Annotated in this window: 22 protein-coding genes and 1 tRNA gene; 19 read left to right on the top strand and 4 right to left on the bottom strand. The window is 47.7% G+C overall.

Annotated elements, in window-relative coordinates:
• Position 1: 1 nt before the first annotated feature.
• The 5 genes from G9F50_RS13885 to G9F50_RS13865 all read left to right on the top strand — a co-directional run bounded on the left by G9F50_RS13885 (position 2) and on the right by G9F50_RS13865 (position 5,607).
• Positions 2–1,723 (top strand): ABC transporter substrate-binding protein, encoded by a 1,722-nt coding sequence (locus G9F50_RS13885; RefSeq protein WP_060562058.1) that lies wholly within the window; start codon positions 2–4, stop codon positions 1,721–1,723.
• 68 nt (positions 1,724–1,791) lie between these two features.
• On the top strand, positions 1,792–2,748 hold the full coding sequence (locus G9F50_RS13880) for an ABC transporter permease (protein ID WP_060562059.1): 957 nt from the start codon (positions 1,792–1,794) through the stop codon (positions 2,746–2,748).
• A gap of 12 nt (positions 2,749–2,760) precedes the next feature.
• On the top strand, positions 2,761–3,666 hold the full coding sequence (opp4C, locus tag G9F50_RS13875) for an oligopeptide ABC transporter permease (protein ID WP_060562060.1): 906 nt from the start codon (positions 2,761–2,763) through the stop codon (positions 3,664–3,666).
• Entirely contained in the window at positions 3,663–4,649 is a 987-nt protein-coding gene (locus G9F50_RS13870) for an ABC transporter ATP-binding protein (RefSeq protein ID WP_060562061.1), read from the top strand. Before opp4C ends, G9F50_RS13870 begins: the two co-directional genes overlap by 4 nt.
• Entirely contained in the window at positions 4,642–5,607 is a 966-nt protein-coding gene (locus G9F50_RS13865) for an ABC transporter ATP-binding protein (protein WP_020955543.1), read from the top strand. Before G9F50_RS13870 ends, G9F50_RS13865 begins: the two co-directional genes overlap by 8 nt.
• A gap of 71 nt (positions 5,608–5,678) precedes the next feature.
• Here the strand turns inward: G9F50_RS13865 and katA are convergent, their stop codons facing one another.
• Entirely contained in the window at positions 5,679–7,124 is a 1,446-nt protein-coding gene (gene katA / locus G9F50_RS13860) for a catalase KatA (RefSeq protein ID WP_003155420.1), read from the bottom strand.
• A 256-nt stretch (positions 7,125–7,380) separates the two neighbouring features.
• Here katA and G9F50_RS13855 point away from each other — a divergent pair, with 256 nt between their 5' ends.
• The 6 genes from G9F50_RS13855 (at position 7,381) to rpsN (ending at position 12,749) form a co-directional block, all read left to right on the top strand.
• Entirely contained in the window at positions 7,381–8,316 is a 936-nt protein-coding gene (locus G9F50_RS13855) for an amidohydrolase family protein (protein ID WP_060562062.1), read from the top strand.
• 222 nt (positions 8,317–8,538) lie between these two features.
• Positions 8,539–9,306, top strand: a complete 768-nt coding sequence (locus tag G9F50_RS13850) for an ABC transporter ATP-binding protein (RefSeq protein WP_025284460.1) — start codon at positions 8,539–8,541, stop codon at positions 9,304–9,306.
• 15 nt (positions 9,307–9,321) lie between these two features.
• Entirely contained in the window at positions 9,322–10,311 is a 990-nt protein-coding gene (locus tag G9F50_RS13845) for an aliphatic sulfonate ABC transporter substrate-binding protein (RefSeq protein WP_060562064.1), read from the top strand.
• Entirely contained in the window at positions 10,311–11,144 is an 834-nt protein-coding gene (locus G9F50_RS13840; protein WP_060562065.1) for an ABC transporter permease, read from the top strand. Before G9F50_RS13845 ends, G9F50_RS13840 begins: the two co-directional genes overlap by 1 nt.
• Before the next feature lie 24 nt (positions 11,145–11,168).
• Complete coding sequence (ssuD, locus tag G9F50_RS13835) at positions 11,169–12,305, top strand: FMNH2-dependent alkanesulfonate monooxygenase (RefSeq protein ID WP_060562066.1); 1,137 nt, start codon at positions 11,169–11,171, stop codon at positions 12,303–12,305.
• A gap of 174 nt (positions 12,306–12,479) precedes the next feature.
• Positions 12,480–12,749, top strand: a complete 270-nt coding sequence (rpsN, locus tag G9F50_RS13830) for a 30S ribosomal protein S14 (RefSeq protein ID WP_025284463.1) — start codon at positions 12,480–12,482, stop codon at positions 12,747–12,749.
• Between the two features lie 20 nt (positions 12,750–12,769).
• On the opposite strand, the gene G9F50_RS13825 is transcribed toward rpsN, so the two are convergent.
• Complete coding sequence (locus G9F50_RS13825; protein WP_007408423.1) at positions 12,770–13,237, bottom strand: hypothetical protein; 468 nt, start codon at positions 13,235–13,237, stop codon at positions 12,770–12,772.
• Positions 13,234–13,437: a helix-turn-helix transcriptional regulator gene (locus G9F50_RS13820; RefSeq protein ID WP_003155407.1), complete on the bottom strand. Its 204-nt coding sequence runs from the start codon at positions 13,435–13,437 to the stop codon at positions 13,234–13,236. Before G9F50_RS13820 ends, G9F50_RS13825 begins: the two co-directional genes overlap by 4 nt.
• Positions 13,438–13,627: 190 nt before the next feature.
• On the opposite strand from G9F50_RS13820, the gene G9F50_RS13815 reads away from it, so the two are divergent.
• A tRNA-Gly gene (locus G9F50_RS13815) sits at positions 13,628–13,701 on the top strand.
• Between the two features lie 90 nt (positions 13,702–13,791).
• On the opposite strand, the gene G9F50_RS13810 is transcribed toward G9F50_RS13815, so the two are convergent.
• Entirely contained in the window at positions 13,792–14,415 is a 624-nt protein-coding gene (locus G9F50_RS13810) for a hypothetical protein (RefSeq protein ID WP_060562067.1), read from the bottom strand.
• An 84-nt stretch (positions 14,416–14,499) separates the two neighbouring features.
• Here G9F50_RS13810 and queG point away from each other — a divergent pair, with 84 nt between their 5' ends.
• The 7 genes from queG (at position 14,500) to prkA (ending at position 21,618) form a co-directional block, all read left to right on the top strand.
• Positions 14,500–15,660, top strand: coding sequence for a tRNA epoxyqueuosine(34) reductase QueG (gene queG, locus G9F50_RS13805; RefSeq protein WP_015239452.1), 1,161 nt, complete (start codon positions 14,500–14,502; stop codon positions 15,658–15,660).
• A 75-nt stretch (positions 15,661–15,735) separates the two neighbouring features.
• Positions 15,736–16,647 (top strand): amidase domain-containing protein, encoded by a 912-nt coding sequence (locus G9F50_RS13800; RefSeq protein WP_063095776.1) that lies wholly within the window; start codon positions 15,736–15,738, stop codon positions 16,645–16,647.
• 36 nt (positions 16,648–16,683) lie between these two features.
• Positions 16,684–17,166 carry a tRNA (uridine(34)/cytosine(34)/5-carboxymethylaminomethyluridine(34)-2'-O)-methyltransferase TrmL gene (trmL, locus tag G9F50_RS13795; RefSeq protein ID WP_007610253.1) on the top strand — a complete coding sequence of 161 codons (483 nt, stop codon included), beginning with the start codon at positions 16,684–16,686 and terminating at the stop codon, positions 17,164–17,166.
• 139 nt (positions 17,167–17,305) lie between these two features.
• Entirely contained in the window at positions 17,306–17,938 is a 633-nt protein-coding gene (locus G9F50_RS13790) for a YhbD family protein (RefSeq protein WP_015417094.1), read from the top strand.
• The gene (locus G9F50_RS13785) at positions 17,929–18,642 is read left to right on the top strand and encodes a polymer-forming cytoskeletal protein (protein ID WP_012117144.1); all 714 of its coding nucleotides are present in this window, start codon (positions 17,929–17,931) and stop codon (positions 18,640–18,642) included. Before G9F50_RS13790 ends, G9F50_RS13785 begins: the two co-directional genes overlap by 10 nt.
• Before the next feature lie 11 nt (positions 18,643–18,653).
• The gene (locus G9F50_RS13780; protein ID WP_060562068.1) at positions 18,654–19,364 is read left to right on the top strand and encodes a hypothetical protein; all 711 of its coding nucleotides are present in this window, start codon (positions 18,654–18,656) and stop codon (positions 19,362–19,364) included.
• Between the two features lie 358 nt (positions 19,365–19,722).
• Positions 19,723–21,618: a serine/threonine protein kinase PrkA gene (gene prkA / locus G9F50_RS13775; RefSeq protein WP_003155391.1), complete on the top strand. Its 1,896-nt coding sequence runs from the start codon at positions 19,723–19,725 to the stop codon at positions 21,616–21,618.
• The last annotated feature ends 147 nt before the right edge of the window (positions 21,619–21,765 follow it).

Below are 21,765 nucleotides of genomic sequence, written 5' to 3'. Positions count from 1 at the left end.
GATGAAGGAGAGAAAATGGAGGATAAAAACAACGGTACTCGCGCTGTCGGTATCCATCATGTTATCAGGGTGCGCGTTAGGGAGCGCCGGGGAAGAACCGTCATCTGCGGCGGATAAAAAGGAAGAAACACGTATTGCCCATGTCAAGACAAAGGAATTTAAAGCTTCTCATCCGGCGGCGATTCCCGCTAAATCGAAAGCCAGAACTGACACTTTTGTTGCTGGGATTTCCGCGCCGGGCGGTGTGTTTCTGCCGTACTTTTACGAAAACGGCTGGGACGGAAATGCGACAGATCCTATTTTTGAACCGTTAGTCAAACTGGATAAAACGGGGAAGCCTGCCCCGGCTCTTGCGGAAAGCTGGAAAATTTCCAAAGATCAGCTTACATACACGTTCCGTTTAAGAAAAAATCTCGTTTTCAGCGACGGTTCACCGCTGACCGCAAAGGATGCCGCATTCACTTTAACACTGCTGCATGATCCTGCATACGCGGGCTATGAAGATATCACCACGGCTTATATTAAAGGCGGTAAGGCTTACAAAGAAGGAAAGGCAAAGACGATAGAGGGCATTCGCGTCCTTGATGACAGAACCATTCAAATCACGACTGAGAAAGTCAGTGCGAAGTCGCTGCTTCTTTTAGGCGGGCAGGTGCTGTCAGAAGCCTACTACGGAAAGAATTATCAATTCGGCAAACTGGACTATTTAAAAGAGCTTTATGCCAAACCGCTCGGAGCGGGACCTTATCAATTTACAGAATATCTTCCGGGACAGGAAATACGCTATCAGGCTAATGAACACTATTATGCCGGAAAACCGAAAACGAAAAAGCTGATTTATAAAATTATCGATCCGTCAACTTCCCTTCAGCTGTTTGAAACGGGTGACCTTGATTACGCTTCTTTCTCACCTGATGATGATACGGTTCAGCATTTAAAAAATCTCGGTTTTGCCAATATAAGCGTATCTGTCGTGAATGATTACGGGCTTGTGTACGTCAATCACAAGCGTCCGCCTTTTCAAGATAAGAAAGTGTCCCAGGCGCTTATTTACGGACTTGACCGTCAAAAAATCGTCGATGTCCGCTTTAAACGCTACGGAGAAGTCGCGAATGTGCCGGTGTCTCCGGTTTCGTGGGCTTATGATGACAAAGATGTCAATCGGTACGCGTTTAACCCTGAAAAAGCCAAAAAGCTTCTCGATGAAGCAGGCTGGAAAACGGGCAAAGACGGTGTACGTGAAAAAAACGGCAAAAAGCTTGAAATCAGCTATTACACGTCTAAAGCGGATGATGATTTCATCCCGATCGCGAAAGAAAATTACGCGGACATCGGAATCTCATTAAAACCGGAAGTGATGGATTTTAATACAGAAGTAGCGAAAATAAATGACAAACAATATGACCTTGCCGCCGTTTCCACCTCGCAGATTCTTGATCCGAATGACACGGTGGAAAAGCTGGCTTCCGGCCATCCCAATAATGTAACGGGGTATTCCAATCCGAAAGCGGACCGGCTGATAGAGAAAGGAGCCGGCACGCTTGATATCAGCAAAAGAAAAGAGATTTATCACCAGCTGTACCGGGAGCTCGGGGAAAACCCGCCTTACATTCTGATTCATTACCGTCAGAGCGCAAGGGCGGTCAGCGGAAAAATAAAAGGGCTTGAGCCTGACAATTATTCTGGAATCAGTTCAAGTCTCTCAAATGTCTCAATTCAATAGAACGGTTGGGCAAAATACCCGGTGCATCCTGGGGATTTTGCCCTTTCAGCGGAAAGGAGGGGCTTTTTGTGAAACGGTATGCCGCAGAACGATTCATTCAAATGCTTGTGATCTTATTCGGTACGTCCTTTATTATTTTTTTCTTATTCGCCATGCTGCCGGGCGACTATATTGATTCCAATGTAAACCTGACTCCTGAAAGAGCGAAGGAGTTAAAAGCGCTTTACGGGCTGGATCAGCCGATTTGGCAGCGCTATGTGACATGGCTCGGAAATGTGCTCAGCGGAGATTTTGGGTTTTCTTTGAAATATCAGGAGAACGTCCTGTCACTGCTTGGGAAATATGTCTGGAATTCGTTTTTTGTCGCGTTTTTGGCGTTGCTTGTCACATGGTCAGCCGCGATGATAACGGGTGTCATATCCGCTGTCAGGAAATACTCATGGTTTGACGGGATCGTGACGTTTCTTGTTTTTGCTTCCATGGCGTTCCCGTCTTTTTTTATCAGCCTTCTGTTTATTAAGTGGTTTGGGGTGGATTTGAAAATATTGCCCGTCGGCGGGATGATTGATACCGGAAGCACGAGTACAGGTTTTTCGTACGTGCTTGAAGCCGCCAGACATATGATTCTTCCGGTCGTGATTTTATCTATGCTCGGCATCGGCTCGCTGACAAGGTATTTCCGCTCCGGCATGCTGGACGTGATCAGACAGGATTATATCAGAACGGCGAGAGCGAAGGGATTGAAAGAGCGCACCGTCATCTGGAAACATGCGTTGAAAAACGCGCTCATTCCGGCCATCACCCTGCTTGCTTTTGAACTGCCGGGACTGTTTTCCGGAGCCATCATTATTGAACAGATTTTCGGGTGGCCGGGTGTCGGACGTATTCAGCTGGAATCTGTGCATTATCGTGATTATCCGGTTTTGATGGCGTTTACCTTGTTTTTGTCTTGTTTAACGATTGCGGGGAACTTCTTGGCGGATATCGCTTATGCCGCGGTTGATCCGCGGGTCAGGCTGAAATAGGGGGTGTTCGGAATGAAAAAACAAAAAGGGGTGCCGCCTTCTCTTTGGAAGCAGACGTACCGCCGCCTGCTGCAGCATAAGCTGACGGTCATCAGTCTTCTTTTCTTATGTTTTATGTTTTTATTGTGCTTTATCGGGCCGTCTTTTTCTCCGTACATAACAGATCGGACGGATATTTCAAATGCCGATCAGCAGCCGGGAATCCATCATTGGCTGGGAACTGACCAGTACGGGAGAGATGTGCTGACGAGGCTGATGCTGGCGGGGCAGATTTCTCTGACCGTGGGGCTTGCTTCAATGGTGCTGTCGCTTGTCATCGGTTCTTTACTCGGGGCTGCGGCCGGATTTTATCGGGGAGCCGCTGATATGATCATTATGCGCATTGCTGATATGCTCATGTCCATCCCGGGCCTGCCGCTGCTTTTGATTTTGGCTGCGGTGATGTCGGAGTGGAAAGTGCCTTCTGACTACAGAATGTACCTGATTATGATGATGTTAAGCCTGATCGGATGGCCCGGTCTGGCGCGGCTTGTACGCGGACAGATTTTATCGCTCAAGGAGCAGCCGTTTATGATGGCCGCGGAAGTTCTGGGGCTTAGTGATAAACGGAAAATCCTCTATCATTTGCTTCCCAATACATTGCCGTTATTACTGGTAGCGGCGACTTTGCATGTGGCGGGAGCGATGCTGAGTGAATCGGCGCTGAGTTTTCTCGGGCTTGGCGTTGCTCCGCCGACACCTTCTTGGGGAAACATGATTGAAGCGGCGAATCATTTTATGGATTTTACACTCCGTCCGTGGCTGTGGATTCCGCCGGGAACGGCCATTTTTCTGACCGTTGTGGCGATTCATCTGCTTGGAGACGGTTTAAGAGACGCTTTTGATCCTAAGGTAAAACGGCAGGTGAAAATGAAATGAAAAAACCGCTTTTAGAAGTGAGGCATTTGGAAACGGCTTTTTATACAGAGGAGGGGGCGGTAAAGGCCGTGGACGATGTCAGCTTTACGATACATGAGGAGGAAACGGTTTGTATTGTAGGGGAGTCCGGCTGCGGGAAAAGCATGGCGTCATTGTCCATTATGCAGCTTATTCCCGAGACGGGGAGAATCGAACGGGGAGCGGTGCATTTTTCCGGACGGAACCTGTTGGAATTGAAACCAAAAGACATGCAGAAAATCCGCGGCAGCGAAATCGGGATGATATTTCAGGAACCGATGACATCTTTGAATCCGGTGTTTACAATCGGTGAGCAGCTGGCCGAACCGATTCGCGAACATTTATTGCTGAGTAAGAAAGAAGCATGGCGGAGGGCCGTTGAACTGATCACGTTAGTGGAGATCCCGCATGCCGAGCAGGTTATGCACCAATATCCTCATGAACTGAGCGGCGGCATGCTGCAGCGCATCATGACGGCTGTCGCGCTAAGCTGCGATCCGAAACTGATCATTGCCGACGAGCCGACGACAGCGCTTGACGTAACCATTCAGGCGCAGATATTGGATTTATTGCGGGATATGAAAAAGCAATTTCGCACGTCTATTTTATTCATTACTCATGACCTTGGCGTGGTTGCTGAAATGGCTGATTATGTGATTGTCATGTATGCGGGAAAAATTGTGGAGGAAGGACCGGTTGCAAAGCTGTTTTCTGATCCGAAGCATCCGTATACGAAAGGGCTGCTCGCGGCCAAGCCGGTTATCGGTCAAAGAAGGGAGATGTTGTACACCATTCCGGGGCAGGTCCCCGAGCTTGCGGACCTGTCGGGATCGTCTTGTTATTTTGCGGAGCGATGTGAACACAGCACGGAAATATGCCGGAAATCGAGCCCGCATTTTACTGAATTCGGGAAGGGGCATCAGGCGGCGTGCTGGCTTTACAGAGAGGAGAAAGCAGATGAGTGATGTGTTGCTGGAGGTCAAGGGGCTGAAAAAATATTACGAGGAGCATGGGGGGATGAGAAAGACCCGCAAAAATCCCGTAAAAGCGGTTGACGGTGTCAGTTTTACAATAGAAAAGGGAGAAGTGTTCGGCTTAGCGGGAGAATCGGGCAGCGGAAAGTCATCAATCGGCAAGACCATTTTGAGGCTTCACGAAAAAACAGCGGGAGAGGTGTTTTTTCAGGGGCGTGATGTGTTTCGGATGAGCCGGCGCGAGCTCAAAACTTTCAGATCAGAAGCGCAGCTCATCTTTCAAGATCCGTTCAGTTCTTTAAATCCCCGGCGCCGGATCGGAGAAGCCATCGGTGAAGCGATGATCGAGCATCAATTGGCGGTAAAACGGAACGCGCGTGATAAAGCGGCGGAAGTTCTTGAAGCCTGCGGCCTTTCCGCAAACTTTATCGACCGTTATCCGCATGAATTTTCCGGAGGGCAGCGGCAGCGGATCGTGATTGCAAGAGCGATGGCGCTCAAGCCGCAATTTATCATTATGGATGAACCCGTGGCGGCGTTAGATGTCTCCATCCAGGCGCAGATGATCAATTTATTCAGCAGCCTTCAAAAACAGCACGGGCTGTCATATTTGTTCATTTCTCATGATTTAAGCGTGGTGGAGCACTTATGTACGAAGGTCGCCATTATGTATTTAGGGACGATTGTGGAATACGCGTCAAAGGAGGAGCTCTTTTCACGGCCGCTTCATCCTTATACGAAAGCGCTGTTATCAGCCGTGCCTGTTCCTGATCCCGGAGTGAAAAGGGAGCGGATAATTTTAAAGGGTGATATACCGAGCCCCTCTGATCCGCCTTCAGGCTGTAAATTCCGAACGAGATGCCCGGCAGCCAAGAAGATATGTGCTGAGAAAAGTCCGGCGCTGTCAGAAAAAGGGCTTCATCATTTTGCGGCGTGCCACTTCGTGTAATTGAGAAAAAAACGGTTTTATTGATAATAAACATAAAAAACCTGCCGGGCAGACCGGCAGGTTTTTTGATGTTATTTTGGTGATGGCAGTCCGAGTCCTTCGGCAACGCGTCTGCCGTATTCAGGATCAGCTTTGTAGAAGTGGCCGATCTGGCGCAGCTTAATTTCTTCTTTTTCCACAGGTTTCATCGCACTGACGATATTGGCGACAAGGCGCGCGCGCTCTTCTTCGCTCATCAGGCGGTACAGGTCGCCGGCTTGTGTGTAATGATCATGATGATTATAGCTTACACTGTCAGCGAAACCTGATACAGGATATGCCGCCTGTTTATCTTCAGGTGACTCTTTCGGGCCGCCGAAGCTGTTAGGCTCGTAATAGACGGAGCGGCCGCCGTTATCATCAAAACGCATTTGTCCGTCACGCTGATAGTTTTTCACTTCATTGCGGGAGCGGTTGATCGGCAGCGCCTGATGGTTCGCGCCGACACGGTAGCGATGCGCGTCATGGTATGCGAACAACCGGCCTTGAAGCATTTTGTCAGGTGAGACGTCGACGCCGGGGACTAATGTGCCGGGAGAGAACGTCGCCTGTTCTACTTCCGCAAAGTAATTTTCCGGATTGCGGTTCAGAACCATGCGGCCGACTTCAATGAGCGGATAGTCTTTTTGAGACCATACTTTTGTGACGTCAAACGGATCAAAGCGATATGTGTTTGCGTCTTCTAACGGCATGATTTGAACATATAATTTCCATGCGGGGAAATCGCCGTTTTCAATCGCATTGAACAAATCTTCCGTATGGTAATCGGGATTTTCGCCCGCGATTTTTGCGGCTGTATTAACATCAAGGTTTTTCACGCCTTGCTCTGTTTTAAAGTGATATTTGATCCAGACGCCTTCGCCTTTATCATTTGTCCATTTAAATGTATGGCTTCCGAATCCGTGCATATGGCGAAGAGTCGCCGGAATGCCCCGGTCTGACATCAGAATGGTTACCTGGTGCAGGGATTCCGGTGACAGAGACCAGAAATCCCAAACGGCCGTCGGGTTTTTCAGATGTGTTCTCGGATCTCTTTTTTGTGTATGGATAAAGTCAGGGAACTTGATGGCATCGCGGATGAAGAACACGGGTGTATTGTTTCCGACGATGTCGTAGTTTCCTTCTTCTGTATAAAACTTAACGGCAAATCCGCGCGGGTCGCGCACTGTGTCACTAGAGCCCAGTTCGCCCGCAACGGTTGAGAAACGGATGAAGAGCGGCGTGCGTTTACCGACTTCTGACAGAAATGCGGCTTTCGTATATTTTGTAACGTCATTTGTGACTTCAAAATAACCGTGTGCGCCCGCGCCTTTTGCGTGAACGACACGCTCGGGAACGCGTTCTCTATTAAAGTGCGCCAATTTCTCAAGCAGATGGACGTCTTGTATTAAAGCAGGACCGCGATCGCCGGCCGTCATTGAGTTTTGGTTATCTCCGACAGGAGCGCCCCAGCTGGTTGTCAATTTATTTGAACTCATGTGATCACCTCTTTAGATTTATAAAAACATAATATCACCTATCATTAAAAAGTCAATATTATTTTATAATGATTATAAAATAATTATTTTTATTATCGAAAAAAGGGTTTGGATTTGAAAGCCTACTTGACTGACGGGAATAATGGGTTTAAGATGAGAAAAAATAGAAACCGCTGACTTGGACACAAGAGGCTCTTATTCTTCACTGGATAAGGGCCTTTTTTTATTGTCAGGCGGTAAGGGAGGCGGCGATTGTATGCTTTTCCGGCAGCATTTTAAACCTGTCGATATTCACGGTCATCTGCCGTACAGCCTTTATTTCGGCAAAAACGATAAGACATTTTCCGATTATAACTGGGAGCGGTCAGAAAGAATGAATCTGACTTGGGATTTTCCTGATCCGCATGATGTTGAGGGCGATGACGGCGAAATCGCTTTGATGACAAGATGGGAGAATGAATTAGATAGGTATGGCATTGACGTGCTGAATTTTTTAACAGCAGAGAGCAATGACCGGATGGCGGCGTTTATTCAAGCCAATCCCGCGAGATTTACCGGATTTGCATATCATCCTTTGGAGCGGGAGGATGCGTATGAAGAGCTGAAAAGAGCGGTAGAAGAGCTCGGTCTGAAAGGATATAAACTGTTCGGGCCGCTGACAGACATCGATTTTCATGATCCGTCGCTGAAAAAGCTGTGGACGTATCTGGCTGACAAAAAGCTGCCTGTATTAATTCACTTCGGGCTTTTAGGAAGAGCGGGGGGCATTGTCAGCCATCGCAACATCAACCCGCTCTCCATCTGTCGCGTCGCGAGAGAGTATGCTGATATCCCGTTCATCATTCCGCATTTCGGCGCCGGATATTATCAGGAACTGCTGCAGCTGTGCTGGAGCTGCCCGAATGTGTATATTGACACGTCCGGCTCAAATCAGTGGATGAGGTGGATGCCGTACCCGCTTGATTTGGAAATTCTGTTTCGGAAGACATCTGAATTAATCGGTGCTGAACGGATCATCTTCGGGACGGATTCGAACGGATTTCCGAGAGGATATGTATACAGATATCTTCAGGAGCAGGTGAGGACCTGCCGGGAAATCAATATGCGGGAAGAAGATATAGAGAACATTTTCGGCAACAACGCGCGGACATTATTGAAAATCGCCCGCCAAGAAAAGGAAGTAAATACGTGATACAGCCGATGCGCTCTCTGGCAGGGTTATGCCGGAGGGCGTATTTTAATCCTTATAAAAAACAGTTGACAAGTCGGAATAATTTGAATTAACATGATATTCAAATTTAAAAACAAACGGGTTGCCGATCGGACCGCCGAAGGCTCCCATCTCTGCAAGCAATCGGAGATGGGGGCCTTTTTGTTTTTCGATCGCACGCGGCAGAAAGAGAGGGGAAGACAGATGGCTGTAACCATCAGCATACAAGAAAAAGCTTTTGAGCATGAAGGCCGGAAAACGCCGGTGCTGAATGATATTGAGCTGTCAATTGCATCGGGAGAATTTTTGACTGTCATCGGGCCGAGCGGATGCGGCAAAAGCACGCTTTTAAAATTGATTGCCGGTCTTGATACCGATTATAAAGGCTCTGTCACAATAAACGGCCGCAATGTATCGGGACCGGGCATCCGGCAGGGATTTATCTTTCAGGAGCACCGGCTGTTTCCCTGGCTGACGGTAAAACAAAACATCGCTGCCGATCTCAATATGAACGACCCGGCCATTCGGAAAAAAGTGGATGATCTGATTGAGGTTGTCAGGCTGCAGGGAGCGGAGAACGCTTATCCGCGCGAATTATCCGGCGGCATGTCGCAGCGGGTTGCCATCGCCAGAGCCCTTTTGCGCGAGCCGGAGGTGCTGCTTTTAGATGAACCGTTCGGGGCGCTTGACGCTTTTACGAGAAAACATTTGCAGGATGTGCTGCTTGATATATGGCGCGAGAAAAAAACGACGATGATTCTGGTCACGCATGATATTGATGAATCCGTCTATTTAGGCGATAAGCTGGCGATCCTCAGGGCAAAGCCCGGCCGGCTGCACAGCCTGATGCCGATTCAGCTTCCGCATCCGCGCAATCGGACCTCAGCGGATTTTCAGGCCGTCCGGCAGAAGGTGCTTTCTGAGTTTGAGAAAACGGAAGACCTCCGGTTTGCGGATGGGTCCGGGATATAGAAGGGACGAAGTGAAGTGAAAAAAATCATCATTCTTTTAGCCGCAGCAGTCATGATGTCAGCCGGATGCAGTGCAGACGGGACAGGAGGGAGCGGGAAAACGGTGAAAGAAATCCGGATCGGCATCCAGCAGAGTTTAAGCCCGCTTCTCATTGCCAAGGAAAAAGGCTGGTTTGAAGAGGCCTTCAAAAAAGACGGAATAAAAGTAAAATGGGTCGAATTCCAAAGCGGTCCTCCGCAGTTTGAAGGTCTTGCCGCCGATAAGCTTGATTTTTCCCAGGTCGGCAATTCACCGGTCATTTCCGGTCAGGCGGCTGGAATTGATTTTAAAGAGATCGGGCTGTCTCAGGACGGGTTAAAGGCAAACGGCATTCTCGTAAACAAGGGCAGCGGGATTCAGAGCCTGAAAGAATTGAAAGGTAAAAAAATCGCTGTAGCCAAAGGCAGCAGCGGCTTTGATTTTCTCTATAAAGCTTTAGATAAAGCGGGGCTTTCCGCCGATGACGTCACCATCATCCAGCTTCAGCCTGATGAGGCGGTTTCCGCTTTTGAAAACAAATCAGTTGACGCATGGTCCATTTGGGAGCCGTATTTGTCGATTGAAACGCTGCAGCACGGGGCGGAAATATTGGCGAACGGAGAAAGCACAGATTTATATTCTCCCGGTTTCACGTTAGTCAGAACGGGATTTTCCAAAGAACACCCGGATGAGGTGGTCCGTTTTCTGAAAGTGTTCAATAAAGCAGTTGCATGGCAAAAGGAACACAAAGATGAAGCTGTCTCCTTATATGCGAAAATCAAACATCTTGATCCGAAAGTCGTCAGAAACGTGCTTAACAATACTGAACCTCTCAATGAACCGATTAATGATGATATTGTCAAAGCCCAGCAGGAAACCGCTGATTTTCAATATCAAACAAAAGCCATTCATAAGAAAATTCATGTAAAAGACGTTGTCGACAATTCATTTATTAAAAAAGCGCTTGAAACGGGGGGTGGCAAGTAATGAAAGCAGAAGCATCAACGGCTGCCGGCGCAATAAGCCAATCAGAAAAGAAAGCTCTGGCAAGATCCCGGAAGTGTTCATACCAATGGATGAAGGGGGTTGTACTCCCGGTTGCGGTCATCGCAGTATGGCAGGTTATCGCAAGTCTGGGCATCGTCTCGACAACGGTGCTCCCGTCACCTGTCGTCATCTTGCAGACGTTTCAGGAACTTCTTCTTTCAGGTGAACTTTGGGGTCATTTAGAGATCAGTTTATACAGGGCTGCTGCCGGATTTCTGCTTGGCGCGGGCCTCGGACTTGTTTTCGGGCTGCTGGTCGGTTTCTCAAAGCGGACGGAAGCATATCTAGATCCGTCTCTTCAAATGCTCAGAACGGTTCCGCACTTGGCCGTGACTCCTCTGTTCATTTTATGGTTCGGATTTGATGAGACATCAAAAATTCTGCTGATCGCATTGGGGGCTTTTTTCCCCGTGTACATTAATACGTTTCTCGGAATCCGCAGTGTGGACGCGAAGCTGTTTGACGTCGCGCGGGTGCTGGAATTTAACTGGTATCAGCAGATGACGAAATTAATTCTTCCGGCATCTCTGCCGAATATCCTGCTAGGCATCAGGCTCTCTCTAGGCATTGCGTGGCTCGGTCTTGTGGTGGCGGAACTGATGGGATCGAGCGAGGGCGTCGGCTATATGATTATGGATGCCAGACAATTTTCACAGACAAATAAGGTGTTTGTCGGCATTATCATTTTTGCGGCTGTCGGCAAGCTGACAGATGCATTGGTCAGAATGCTCGAACGGAAACTATTAAAATGGCGGAACAGTTATGAAGGGTAACCTATTAAAAAAGGAGAGATTCATATGGAGATTCTTTGGTTTATTCCGACGCATGGTGACGGCCGGTATTTAGGGACGCAAACGGGAGGGAGAACGGCGGATCATCTTTATTTTAAGCAAGTGGCACAGGCGGCGGACAGACTCGGGTATACGGGGGTTCTGCTGCCGACGGGGAGATCATGTGAAGACCCGTGGCTGACGGCTGCCGCTTTAGCGGGGGAAACGAGTGACTTGAAATTTTTAGTGGCGGTCCGTCCGGGACTGATGCAGCCGTCTGTCGCTGCGAGAATGGCGTCGACAATGGATCGGCTGTCAGACGGCCGTTTGCTCGTAAATGTCGTAGCGGGCGGAGATCCTTATGAACTGGCGGGAGACGGCATGTTTATCAGCCACGATGAACGTTATAAGGCGACTGAAGAATTTTTAACCGTCTGGCGCGGACTCATGCGGGGCGAAACGGTGACATATGAAGGGGACCATATCAAAGTGGAAAACAGCAATCTGCTGTTTCCGCCAAAGCAGTCTCCGCATCCGCCATTATATTTCGGCGGTTCATCACAGGCGGGAATTGAGGCTGCGGCGAAACATACAGATGTCTATTTAACATGGGGAGAGCCGCCGGAGCAGGTAAAAGAAAAGATTGAAACTGTTAAAAAACAGGCTGTCAAGGAAGGAAGGACGATGCGTTTTGGCATCAGACTTCACGTGATTGTCCGGGAGACTGAGGAAGAGGCATGGGAAGCGGCTGAACGATTAATCAGCCACTTAGACGAAGAGACGATTGCGAAAGCGCAGGCTGCGCTCCGGCGCGCTGATTCTTCGGGACAAAAACGGATGGCCGATCTCCATAACGGTGACCGCTCGAAGCTTGAGATCAGCCCGAATCTCTGGGCCGGCATCGGACTTGTCAGAGGCGGAGCGGGCACGGCACTTGTCGGTGATCCGCAGACTGTCGCTGCTCGAATTTTAGAGTATCAGGCACTCGGCATTGAGTCGTTTATCTTTTCAGGCTACCCGCATCTGGAAGAAGCTTATTATCTGGCTGAACTCGTGTTTCCGCTTCTGCCGTTTCAGAATGAACGGACTAAAAAGCTTGAGCGCAGACTGGGTGAAGCAATGGGCAACGACCATTTTGCAAGAGGAAATAAAGCGAAAGTCTGATGACGTCGCAAGGCGGATAATTGACGGCGGGCGCTTTCTGCGGATTCATTTCCGGGGAAATGCCGGCAGTGAAGGCGGGTATTCACCCGCCTTTTTAAGCGCTTAGCTTGCACGATGCTCATATGGATGATATGATACAAAACGTAATTATTACGATTTGTTAGGGGTGCTGAAATGGCAAAAAAATCAAAAGTGATCAAAGAGCTCAAGCGACAGAAGCTTGTTGAACAATATGCGGACATCCGAAGAGAATTAAAGGCAAAAGGAGACTGGGAAGCGCTGAGCAAACTGCCGCGTGATTCTGCTCCGGGCAGGCTTCATAACCGCTGTACGGTGACGGGGCGGCCCCGCGGATATATGAGAAAATTTAAACTGTCCAGAATCGCATTCAGGGAGCTGGCCCATAAAGGCCGGATTCCCGGGGTGAAAAAAGCGAGCTGGTAATGTAAAAAACTCCGGATCTGTCATGAACCGGAGTTTTTGCCGTGCTTATGAAAAGTGAAAGCATAAGCCAAATGCTGAATCATCATCAGAATGAAAATCAAAAGAATCGGAAAAAAGGGAAGGTGCGGCTGAATCAGCGGATAAAACAAAAGCAGAACGGCTGCGGCTGGCAATGAGAAGTAAACGGCGATATACGAGGAACGGCAAGCTTTAGCCGTCATCATTCGTTCTCTTTCATCCTGTTCCTCAAATTCATCGGGTACAAGCCTGTGCTTTTTGCCGTTTCGTTTTTTCTTTTCGGCATAGATATACAATGCGGCACAAACGGTAAACAGCAGAAACGGAGTGATATTCAGCTCAAATGAACCGCTCCCCTCCGTTTGGAAAAACTGAGCGATCCGCGGCGCCGCTTCCATAAAGGAAATAAGCGTCCAGCAGGCCAATCCGTAGAGTGCAAGGTGAAAACACGCTTTTCTTTTCAAACTCATTTTTTCTCCTCCTCCAGCCAGAAAACTTCCTCCATCGGCAGGGAGAAAGCCCGGCAGATGTTAAGCGCCAATAAAAGTGAAGGCACATAATCTCCTTTTTCAATCGCTGCAATCGTCTGTCTGGTGGCTCCGGCTTCTTTTCCGAGCGTTTCCTGAGAATAGCCGAATCTGGCTCTCAGCTCTTTTACTTTATTTTTCATCATCAGGCGTACCTCAAGTTTTCTTCTTTTTTATATTGTATGAGACTCTTAACAAAATGTAAACCCAACTTAACATGTGGACAAAAAAAGAATTTTTTTCGACAAATTTTTTAACATTCCCTTGACGAAAAAAAAATAAACATGTAATATTAGAAACATCAAATCGGTACTGACAAAAATTAATTTTGATGCGGGTGTAGTTTAGTGGTAAAACCTCAGCCTTCCAAGCTGATGTCGTGAGTTCGATTCTCATCACCCGCTCCATACATACGTTATTAACGCAGTGTTTCGTTTCTCTGATAAACGAAGTATTGCGTTTTTTTATGTGAAAAAAGACACGAAAGGCGTGTCTTTTTATGAAAGCCAAGAGACGGTATGCGTGCCTCCGTGAATTTGTTCAAACATTTTTGTTAAGGATGATAGCAGCTCATCCGCCGCGTCGGCATGAAATGAAGGCGGGAAAAAGATCAGCTGCAGCATTTTCTTTGTGTCGGGCGTGACCGGGCGGGTATTGATATGTCCGGTGAAGTCGCCGAAAACGCCGTCCGGGCCGGAGAAAGACAGTACGCTTTCTTTTTCTCCGATCGTAATCGAAATCGGTTCATCTATTTCTGCGGCGTCATACGCCATGATAGGCAATGAATATTTCAAGGAGAAAAAAAGTATGGTATCATGGGCTGAATTCACACTTTCAATGAATCGTTCCCGGGAAATATCGCCGAGCATAAGCTCCATCGGCGTTTTTTGTCCTGAAAAGGCGGGACTGAGCTGTTCCATTATACGCGCCCACTCTTTTACAAAAGGCTGCTCATCTATACCGCCGTCAGCATAATCAAAGTAAAGAGATTCTTGAAATAAACGGAGGCGGCCTTTCAGCATTTGCGGAGCAGGCCCGACTTCGATCTGTTCATATAAGACGGCTGCCGCTTTGATCCCCGGCACCCGTTCAGCAATAAGTGGATCTAAACTGATGTTCAAGTGTGTTCACTCCATTTCGGGATGATAAAACTCTATTATACCTGTGCGGGAGCCTGATCACAAAGAAAGGAGGCTGTGCAAAAAATGAATATTCATAAACTGAAAGAGGAATTAATCGAATACGCCAAAAGCATCGGAGTCGACAAAATCGGGTTTACGACGGCTGATACGTTCGACAGTCTGCGGGACCGGCTGATTCTTCAGGAATCACTCGGCTATTTATCCGGGTTTGAAGAGCCGGATATTGAAAAACGGGTTACACCGTCTTTGCTTCTCCCGAAAGCCAAATCAATCGTCGCCATCGCCCTTGCTTATCCTTCCAAAATGAAAGATGCGCCGAGGAGCACGAGGGACGGGCGGCGCGGCATTTTTTGCAGAGCTTCCTGGGGGAAGGATTATCATGACGTGCTGAGGGAAAAGCTTGATCTGCTGGAGAATTTTCTCCAAAGCAAACATGAGGATATCCGCACAAAGTCAATGGTGGATACAGGGGAATTGTCCGACAGGGCCGTGGCTGAACGGGCGGGAATCGGCTTCAGCGCCAAAAACTGCATGATCACCACGCCTGAATACGGCTCTTACGTCTATCTGGCTGAAATGATCACCAATCTGCCCTTTGAACCGGATGTGCCGATTGAAGATATGTGCGGTACGTGCACAAAATGTTTAGACGCGTGTCCGACCGGCGCGCTCGTCAATCCCGGACAGCTTAACGCCCAGCGCTGTATTTCGTTCCTGACCCAGACAAAGGGATTTTTGCCGGATGAGTTCCGCACGAAAATCGGAAACCGTCTGTATGGCTGTGACACGTGCCAGACGGTCTGTCCGATTAATAAGGGGAAAGATTTTCATCTTCATCCGCAGATGGAGCCTGATCCGGAAATCGCAAAGCCGCTGTTAAAGCCGCTTTTGACCATAAGCAACCGCGAATTCAAAGAAAAATTCGGACATGTATCGGGATCATGGCGCGGCAAGAAGCCGATACAGCGGAATGCGATTTTAGCTTTGGCTCATTTTAAAGATGCCTCGTCCCTTCCGGAATTAACGGCCTTAATGCACCAAGATCCGCGCCCCGTCATCAGGGGGACGGCCGCCTGGGCCATCGGGAAAATCGGTGATCCTGATTATGCGGGGGAATTAGAAAAAGCGCTTCAAAAGGAGCAGGATGAGGAAGCTATACGGGAAATTGAAAAGGGACTGGAGCTGTTATCGGTTTCTGATAAGACTAAAACCGGCCGGTCCTGACATATGTATAGAGAAAAAGCACTTGGCGTGAGTTCAAGTGTTTTTCTTTATAAAACAGTATGGTGGGTGGAGCGCTTGAAGCATATTATTGAAGATTTAGCGGAGGCCCGGCTTCATTATTTAATCAACGGAACCGAGATGAGGCACAATGGGCAGCCCGGCGATCTTGAGGTCCTGACGAGAAAAAAAGAGCTGTTTGAAAAACGGAAAGTTGACATCGTGAAAGCGAAGGCAAAAGCCGTCATTGTCAAAAGCAGCCTTGAGGACGACGGCACGTTATGCGTCATGTACACGATTCATTTCGAATATTTGTGCAAGGAGCATGACGGACACCTTTACTTAGAAGAGCAGATTGAGGAACGGACTGCATTTCTCTATGATCAGCTTTTGATTAAAGACCGGGAAGTAAAGAAAAAACCTGCGGGATTTTCTGACGGAAACAGCGTAATTGAATATGAGCGGAGTGAACGGGAAGATTTCGGGCGGGCGTTTCAATACGACCGTCTGGCTGCCGTGCAGTACGCGGAGAAGTTTTGGAATAAACGAAATCCCGCTTATAAAAATTTCAGCGACAACTGCACCAATTTTATTTCCCAATGTTTACATGCCGGAAAAGCACCGATGCGGGGGCATCCGAACAGAGGCTCAGGCTGGTGGATGAAGGCAAGCTCGTGGAGCTACAGCTGGACGGTCGCGCATTCGATGAAGATGTATCTGGCCCAATCCAAGGCAGGGCTTCGCGCGGTGCAAGTATCAAGAGCTCAAGAACTGATGCCCGGAGATATCATTTGCTATGATTTTGAAGGAGACGGCCGTTTTAATCATACGGCGATCGTGGTCGCGAAAGATAAAAGCAATATGCCGCTCGTCAATGCCCAAACGTATGACAGCAGAATGAGATATTGGTCATATGAGGATTCAACGGCGTATACTCCTTCAATCAGATATGCGTTTTTTCATATTACGGATGATACGACAAAAGAGTAATTAATGATATAATGGTGGGCGGAATAAAAAACAGAGGTGAACATCGTGGCATTACATGTCGTTTTATATCAACCCGAAATCCCGGCCAATACGGGAAATATCGCACGTACTTGTGCGGCAACAGACACAACGCTTCATTTGATCCGCCCGCTCGGATTCTCGACCGATGATAAAATGCTGAAGCGCGCCGGACTCGATTATTGGGAGTTCGTCAACGTCGTATATCATGATTCATTGGAAGAGTTATTTGAGGCATATGAGAACGGAAAGTTTTTCTTCATTACAAAATTCGGCCAAAAGCCGCACACATCATTTGATTACTCAAATACGGAGGAAGACTTTTTCTTCGTATTCGGCAGAGAAACGAGCGGTCTTCCGAAAGAATTGATCGAAAACAATATGGACCGCTGCCTGCGTCTGCCGATGACCGAGCATGTGAGATCATTAAACCTGTCCAACACTGCCGCGATTCTTGTATATGAAGCGCTGCGCCAGCAAAATTACAGAGATTTGACGTGAGAAAAAAAACGCCCGCATCCGGGCGTTTTTTTATTCAATAAAAAAGACGGACAGCGGGGGTTTACGGCATTTTTATATTTATGGGCTTAACAACGTAACAGTGTTATGTTACAATACTTTCATCGAAGGAGCTGGATTCATGGAGGAACAACTGATTTCTAAAAAAGAATTGCTGGAAGAAACATCAATCTCATACGGGCAGCTGTACCGCTGGAAACGGAAAAATTTAATTCCTGAAGAATGGTTTATCCGAAAATCAACATTTACAGGCCAGGAAACATTTTTTCCGAGAGCGGAAATATTAAAACGTATCTCAAAAATACAGAAAATGAAAGAAAATCTGTCTTTGGATGAAATGAGGGAAATGCTGTCTCCGCAAATGACTGATGTCAATATAACGTCTGCGGAGCTGCTTCAAAAGGGACTGATTTCAAAAGCCGCGCTGCAAGTTTATGGCGAAGACGGCGTGACATTCACGTCCCGTGCGCTGCTGTCTTTATATGTGCTTGAAGGGCTTTTGCAATCGGGCAATATCAGCCTTGAGGAAGGAAAATTGGCGGCAGGGGTGCTGAAAACGTATGAGGCTTCCGAACTGAAAGCGAATACGGAGCTTGTCATGCTCCGAAAGCTTGGCGTAACGACGTGCTTCATCGCAGACGCGGAACATATTTTATTTGAACCGACTGTCAAAGTGGTTGAACGGGTGGCGCTTGCTGCGGCATCGGAAGAATTAAAAACGAAATGGATGCAGGAGGACCATCAATGGAAGTAACAGATAAATTAATCATCAACGGTTCAGGAAGTTCAAAAGGAGGCCGTTTTCATACAGTGGAGATCAACGGAAGCGGCACGGTGTCAGGTGATGTGGAGTGCGCGAGCTTTTTGTTTAACGGCAGCGGAAAAACAGACGGACATGTCAAGACGCAAACGCTGACGATCAGCGGTTCGGGGAAAATTTCCGGCAGTGCCGAAGCTGAATCCATCCGTATCAATGGAACGGGTGTCATTAAAGGTGATGTCAAAACGGAGCGGCTGAACGTCGCGGGATTTTCATCTTTCGGCGGCGGTGTGAAAGCTGATGATATTTTCATATCCGGGAAAGCCGGGATTGAAGGCGATTGCGAGACAGAGACGTTCCGTTCGGAAGGCAAATGCAAGATCGGCGGCCTGTTGAATGCCGATGAAGTCAGTATTAAGCTGACGGCGGGAGAAAGCCATGTGAAAGAGATCGGCTGCCGCCATTTGAAAGTGATGAGCAGAAAGAGCGTGCTTACGCGTTTTAAGCTGATGCCGGCCCCGGTGCTGACAGCGGAGCTGATTGAAGGTGACATCATTGAATTGGCGGACACGAACGCGAAGACAGTCCGCGGAAATCATGTGCGGATCGGCGCAGGCTGCACCATTGGGACTGTGGAATACAGCGGCGATTTTACATGTGACCCTTCCGCTTTGGTTAACAAAGTCGTGAAACGATAGGAGGAACTGCGATGGAAACGACAAAAAAATTGAGTCATTTAAAAATGTACGGAGCCGGACACGCCTCCGGCGGCTCCTACCAAAATGTAAGCATTAAAGGGGAAGGAACTGTCGGCGAAGGACTTCAAAGCGAACGCTGCCGGATATTCGGTACGGGACTTTTTCTCGGAGATGCCGAGATCAACAGGCTGAAAATTTTCGGAGAGCATGAAGTTGCAGGAGATTTATCAGCACGTTCAGCAAATGTGATGGGCACATTGAAAGTCGGCGGCTCTATGCGTTTCGCTACGATGAGGCTGAAAGGACTTGCTGAAATTGGCGGCGGGGCCGCGGGAGAGCGGTGTCATATAAAAGGCAGTCTCACCGTCGGCGGCGATTGCGAGACGGAGTTGCTTCATGTAACAGGATGTATCAATGTGGCGGGATTGTTAAACGCAGGGGACGTAAACATCCATTTGCGTTATGACCGAAGCCGCGTGAAAGAAATCGGCGGCACATCGATCACCGTCAGACGGAAACCCGGTTTTCTTAAACGGAAAGCCGGCACGCTTTCTGCTGAATTGATCGAAGGAGACGCAATTTACCTCGAATACACGGAAGCGGACATCGTCAGAGGAAAGCATGTGGAAATCGGCCCGGGCTGCAAAATCGGAAAAATCGAGTATCAAACAAGCTGCAAATCTCATGAAAAATCAACTGTCCAAGAACATATTCAAATATGAAACATTGTTATGTTGTACAGGAAAGGGTGCTCTTCATAAAGAGCACCCTTTTGCCGTTATTTGTTTTCAGGTTTGCTGTCGTAACCCGCCGTGAAAATGGATACTAAAAAAGTGAGAATGACCCCAAGTAAAATGATCGTTTTCATCATTTCTCCTCCTCTTTGCTTTTCCATTTGATGTCCGAGTCTGGATGAAACTGTATTTCTTTCATTATGAACGGTGCACCGGACCCTTGTCAATGACGGCCTTATAACGTCTTTATTTTTAAGAAACGAAAAGCATGTATTATCACGTCACCGCATAGATTGTAACAAAGTACCTTATTTCTAGTGCATTAACCATGATAGAGGAGGTTCTTATGGATATATTAAAGAAAATTGAAAAGTACAGAGAGGAAGAGCAGCGTCTCAAATGGGAAGGGACGTTCGCTGATTATTTGGAGATCATAAAAGAAAATCCATTGGTCGCGCAGTCTGCTCATTCTCGCGTTTTTAATATGATAAAAGACAGCGGAATCGAGGAGGATGACGGTAAAAAGACATACAGCTTTTTCTCGCGGGAGCTGTTCGGCCTTGAGGAATCTCTGGAACGGCTCGTGGAGGAATACTTTCACCCGGCTGCCAAGCGGCTCGATGTAAGAAAACGGATTTTACTATTGATGGGACCCGTCAGCGGCGGAAAGTCAACTCTTGTCACCATGCTGAAAAAAGGGCTTGAAGCCTACTCATTGACAGACAACGGCGCTGTTTACGCCATTAAAGGCTGCCCGATGCATGAAGATCCTCTCCATCTCATTCCCCATCATCTGCGCGACGACTTCTACAGAGAATACGGCATCAGAATTGAGGGCAGCCTTTCTCCGCTTAATGTCATGCGGCTTGAAGAAGAGTACGGCGGCAGAATTGAGGATGTAAAGGTTGAACGTATATTCTTCTCGGAGGATAAACGTACCGGAATCGGAACCTTCAGCCCGTCTGACCCGAAATCACAGGATATCGCCGACTTGACGGGGAGTATTGATTTTTCAACGATTGCCGAATACGGCTCAGAATCAGATCCGCGCGCTTATCGGTTTGACGGTGAATTAAATAAAGCGAACCGCGGAATGATGGAGTTTCAGGAAATGCTGAAATGCGATGAAAAATTTCTGTGGCACCTTCTGTCACTCACGCAGGAAGGGAATTTCAAAGCCGGACGGTTTGCGCTCATCTCAGCCGACGAATTGGTTGTTGCGCATACGAACGAAACGGAGTACCGCTCGTTTATTGCCAATAAGAAAAATGAAGCCCTTCACTCCAGGATCATCGTGATGCCTGTTCCTTATAATTTAAAGGTGTCAGAGGAAGAACGGATTTATGAAAAAATGATTTCTGAAAGTGATGTTTCTGACGTACACATCGCCCCCCATACATTAAAAGTGGCCGCGATGTTTTCTATTTTGACCCGGCTGAAGGAACCGAACCGCTCTGATATTGATCTCGTCAAAAAAATGAGGCTCTATGACGGAGAAAGCGTTGAAGGTTACAATTCCGTTGATCTTGAGGATATGAAGAAGGAATTCCATGATGAAGGAATGAGCGGAATTGACCCGCGCTATGTCATCAACCGCATTTCCTCAACAATTATCAGAAAAAATATGGAATCGATCAATTCGCTTGACGTGCTGCGTTCCTTAAAAGAAGGACTTGACCAGCATCCGTCCATCTCCGCCGAGGACAAAGAGCGGTATATGAATTTTATTTCCGCCGCCAGGAAAGAGTACGATGACATCGCTAAAAAAGAAGTGCAGAAGGCGTTCGTCTATTCATATGAAGAATCCGCGAAAACTCTCATGGACAATTATTTAGATAATGTGGAAGCGTACTGCAATAAAAATAAGCTCCGCGATCCGCTGACGGGTGAAGAAATGAATCCTGACGAAAAACTGATGAGATCCATTGAAGAGCAGATCGGCATTTCAGAAAACGCGAAAAAAGCGTTCCGCGAAGAAATTTTAATCCGCATATCCGCCTATGCAAGAAAAGGAAAACGCTTTGACTATAATTCGCACGAAAGACTCCGCGAAGCGATTCAGAAAAAGCTGTTCGCAGACTTAAAAGACGTGGTGAAAATTACGACCTCAACGAAAACGCCGGATGAGCAGCAGCTTAAAAAGGTCAATGAGGTAGTGGCAAGGTTAATAGATGAACACGGCTATAATTCGACTAGCGCTAATGAACTGCTGAAGTATGTCGGAAGCTTGTTAAACCGCTGATGTTTGATTTCATTGAGAGGCCCGTCTGTAAAAGGACGGGTTCTTTTGTCTGTTTTTCGCAATTGTTTGTCAATTGGAGAGTCCGGCCGGCATAAGATAAAAATAAATCTTTTCGCCGGACTTGTTTCATAAACAGGACCAAGCCGG

This window comes from Bacillus sp. EKM206B (assembly GCF_011066015.1).
GTDB classification, from domain to species: domain Bacteria; phylum Bacillota; class Bacilli; order Bacillales; family Bacillaceae; genus Bacillus; species Bacillus velezensis.
This window is presented reverse-complemented; position numbering and strand designations above follow the sequence as displayed.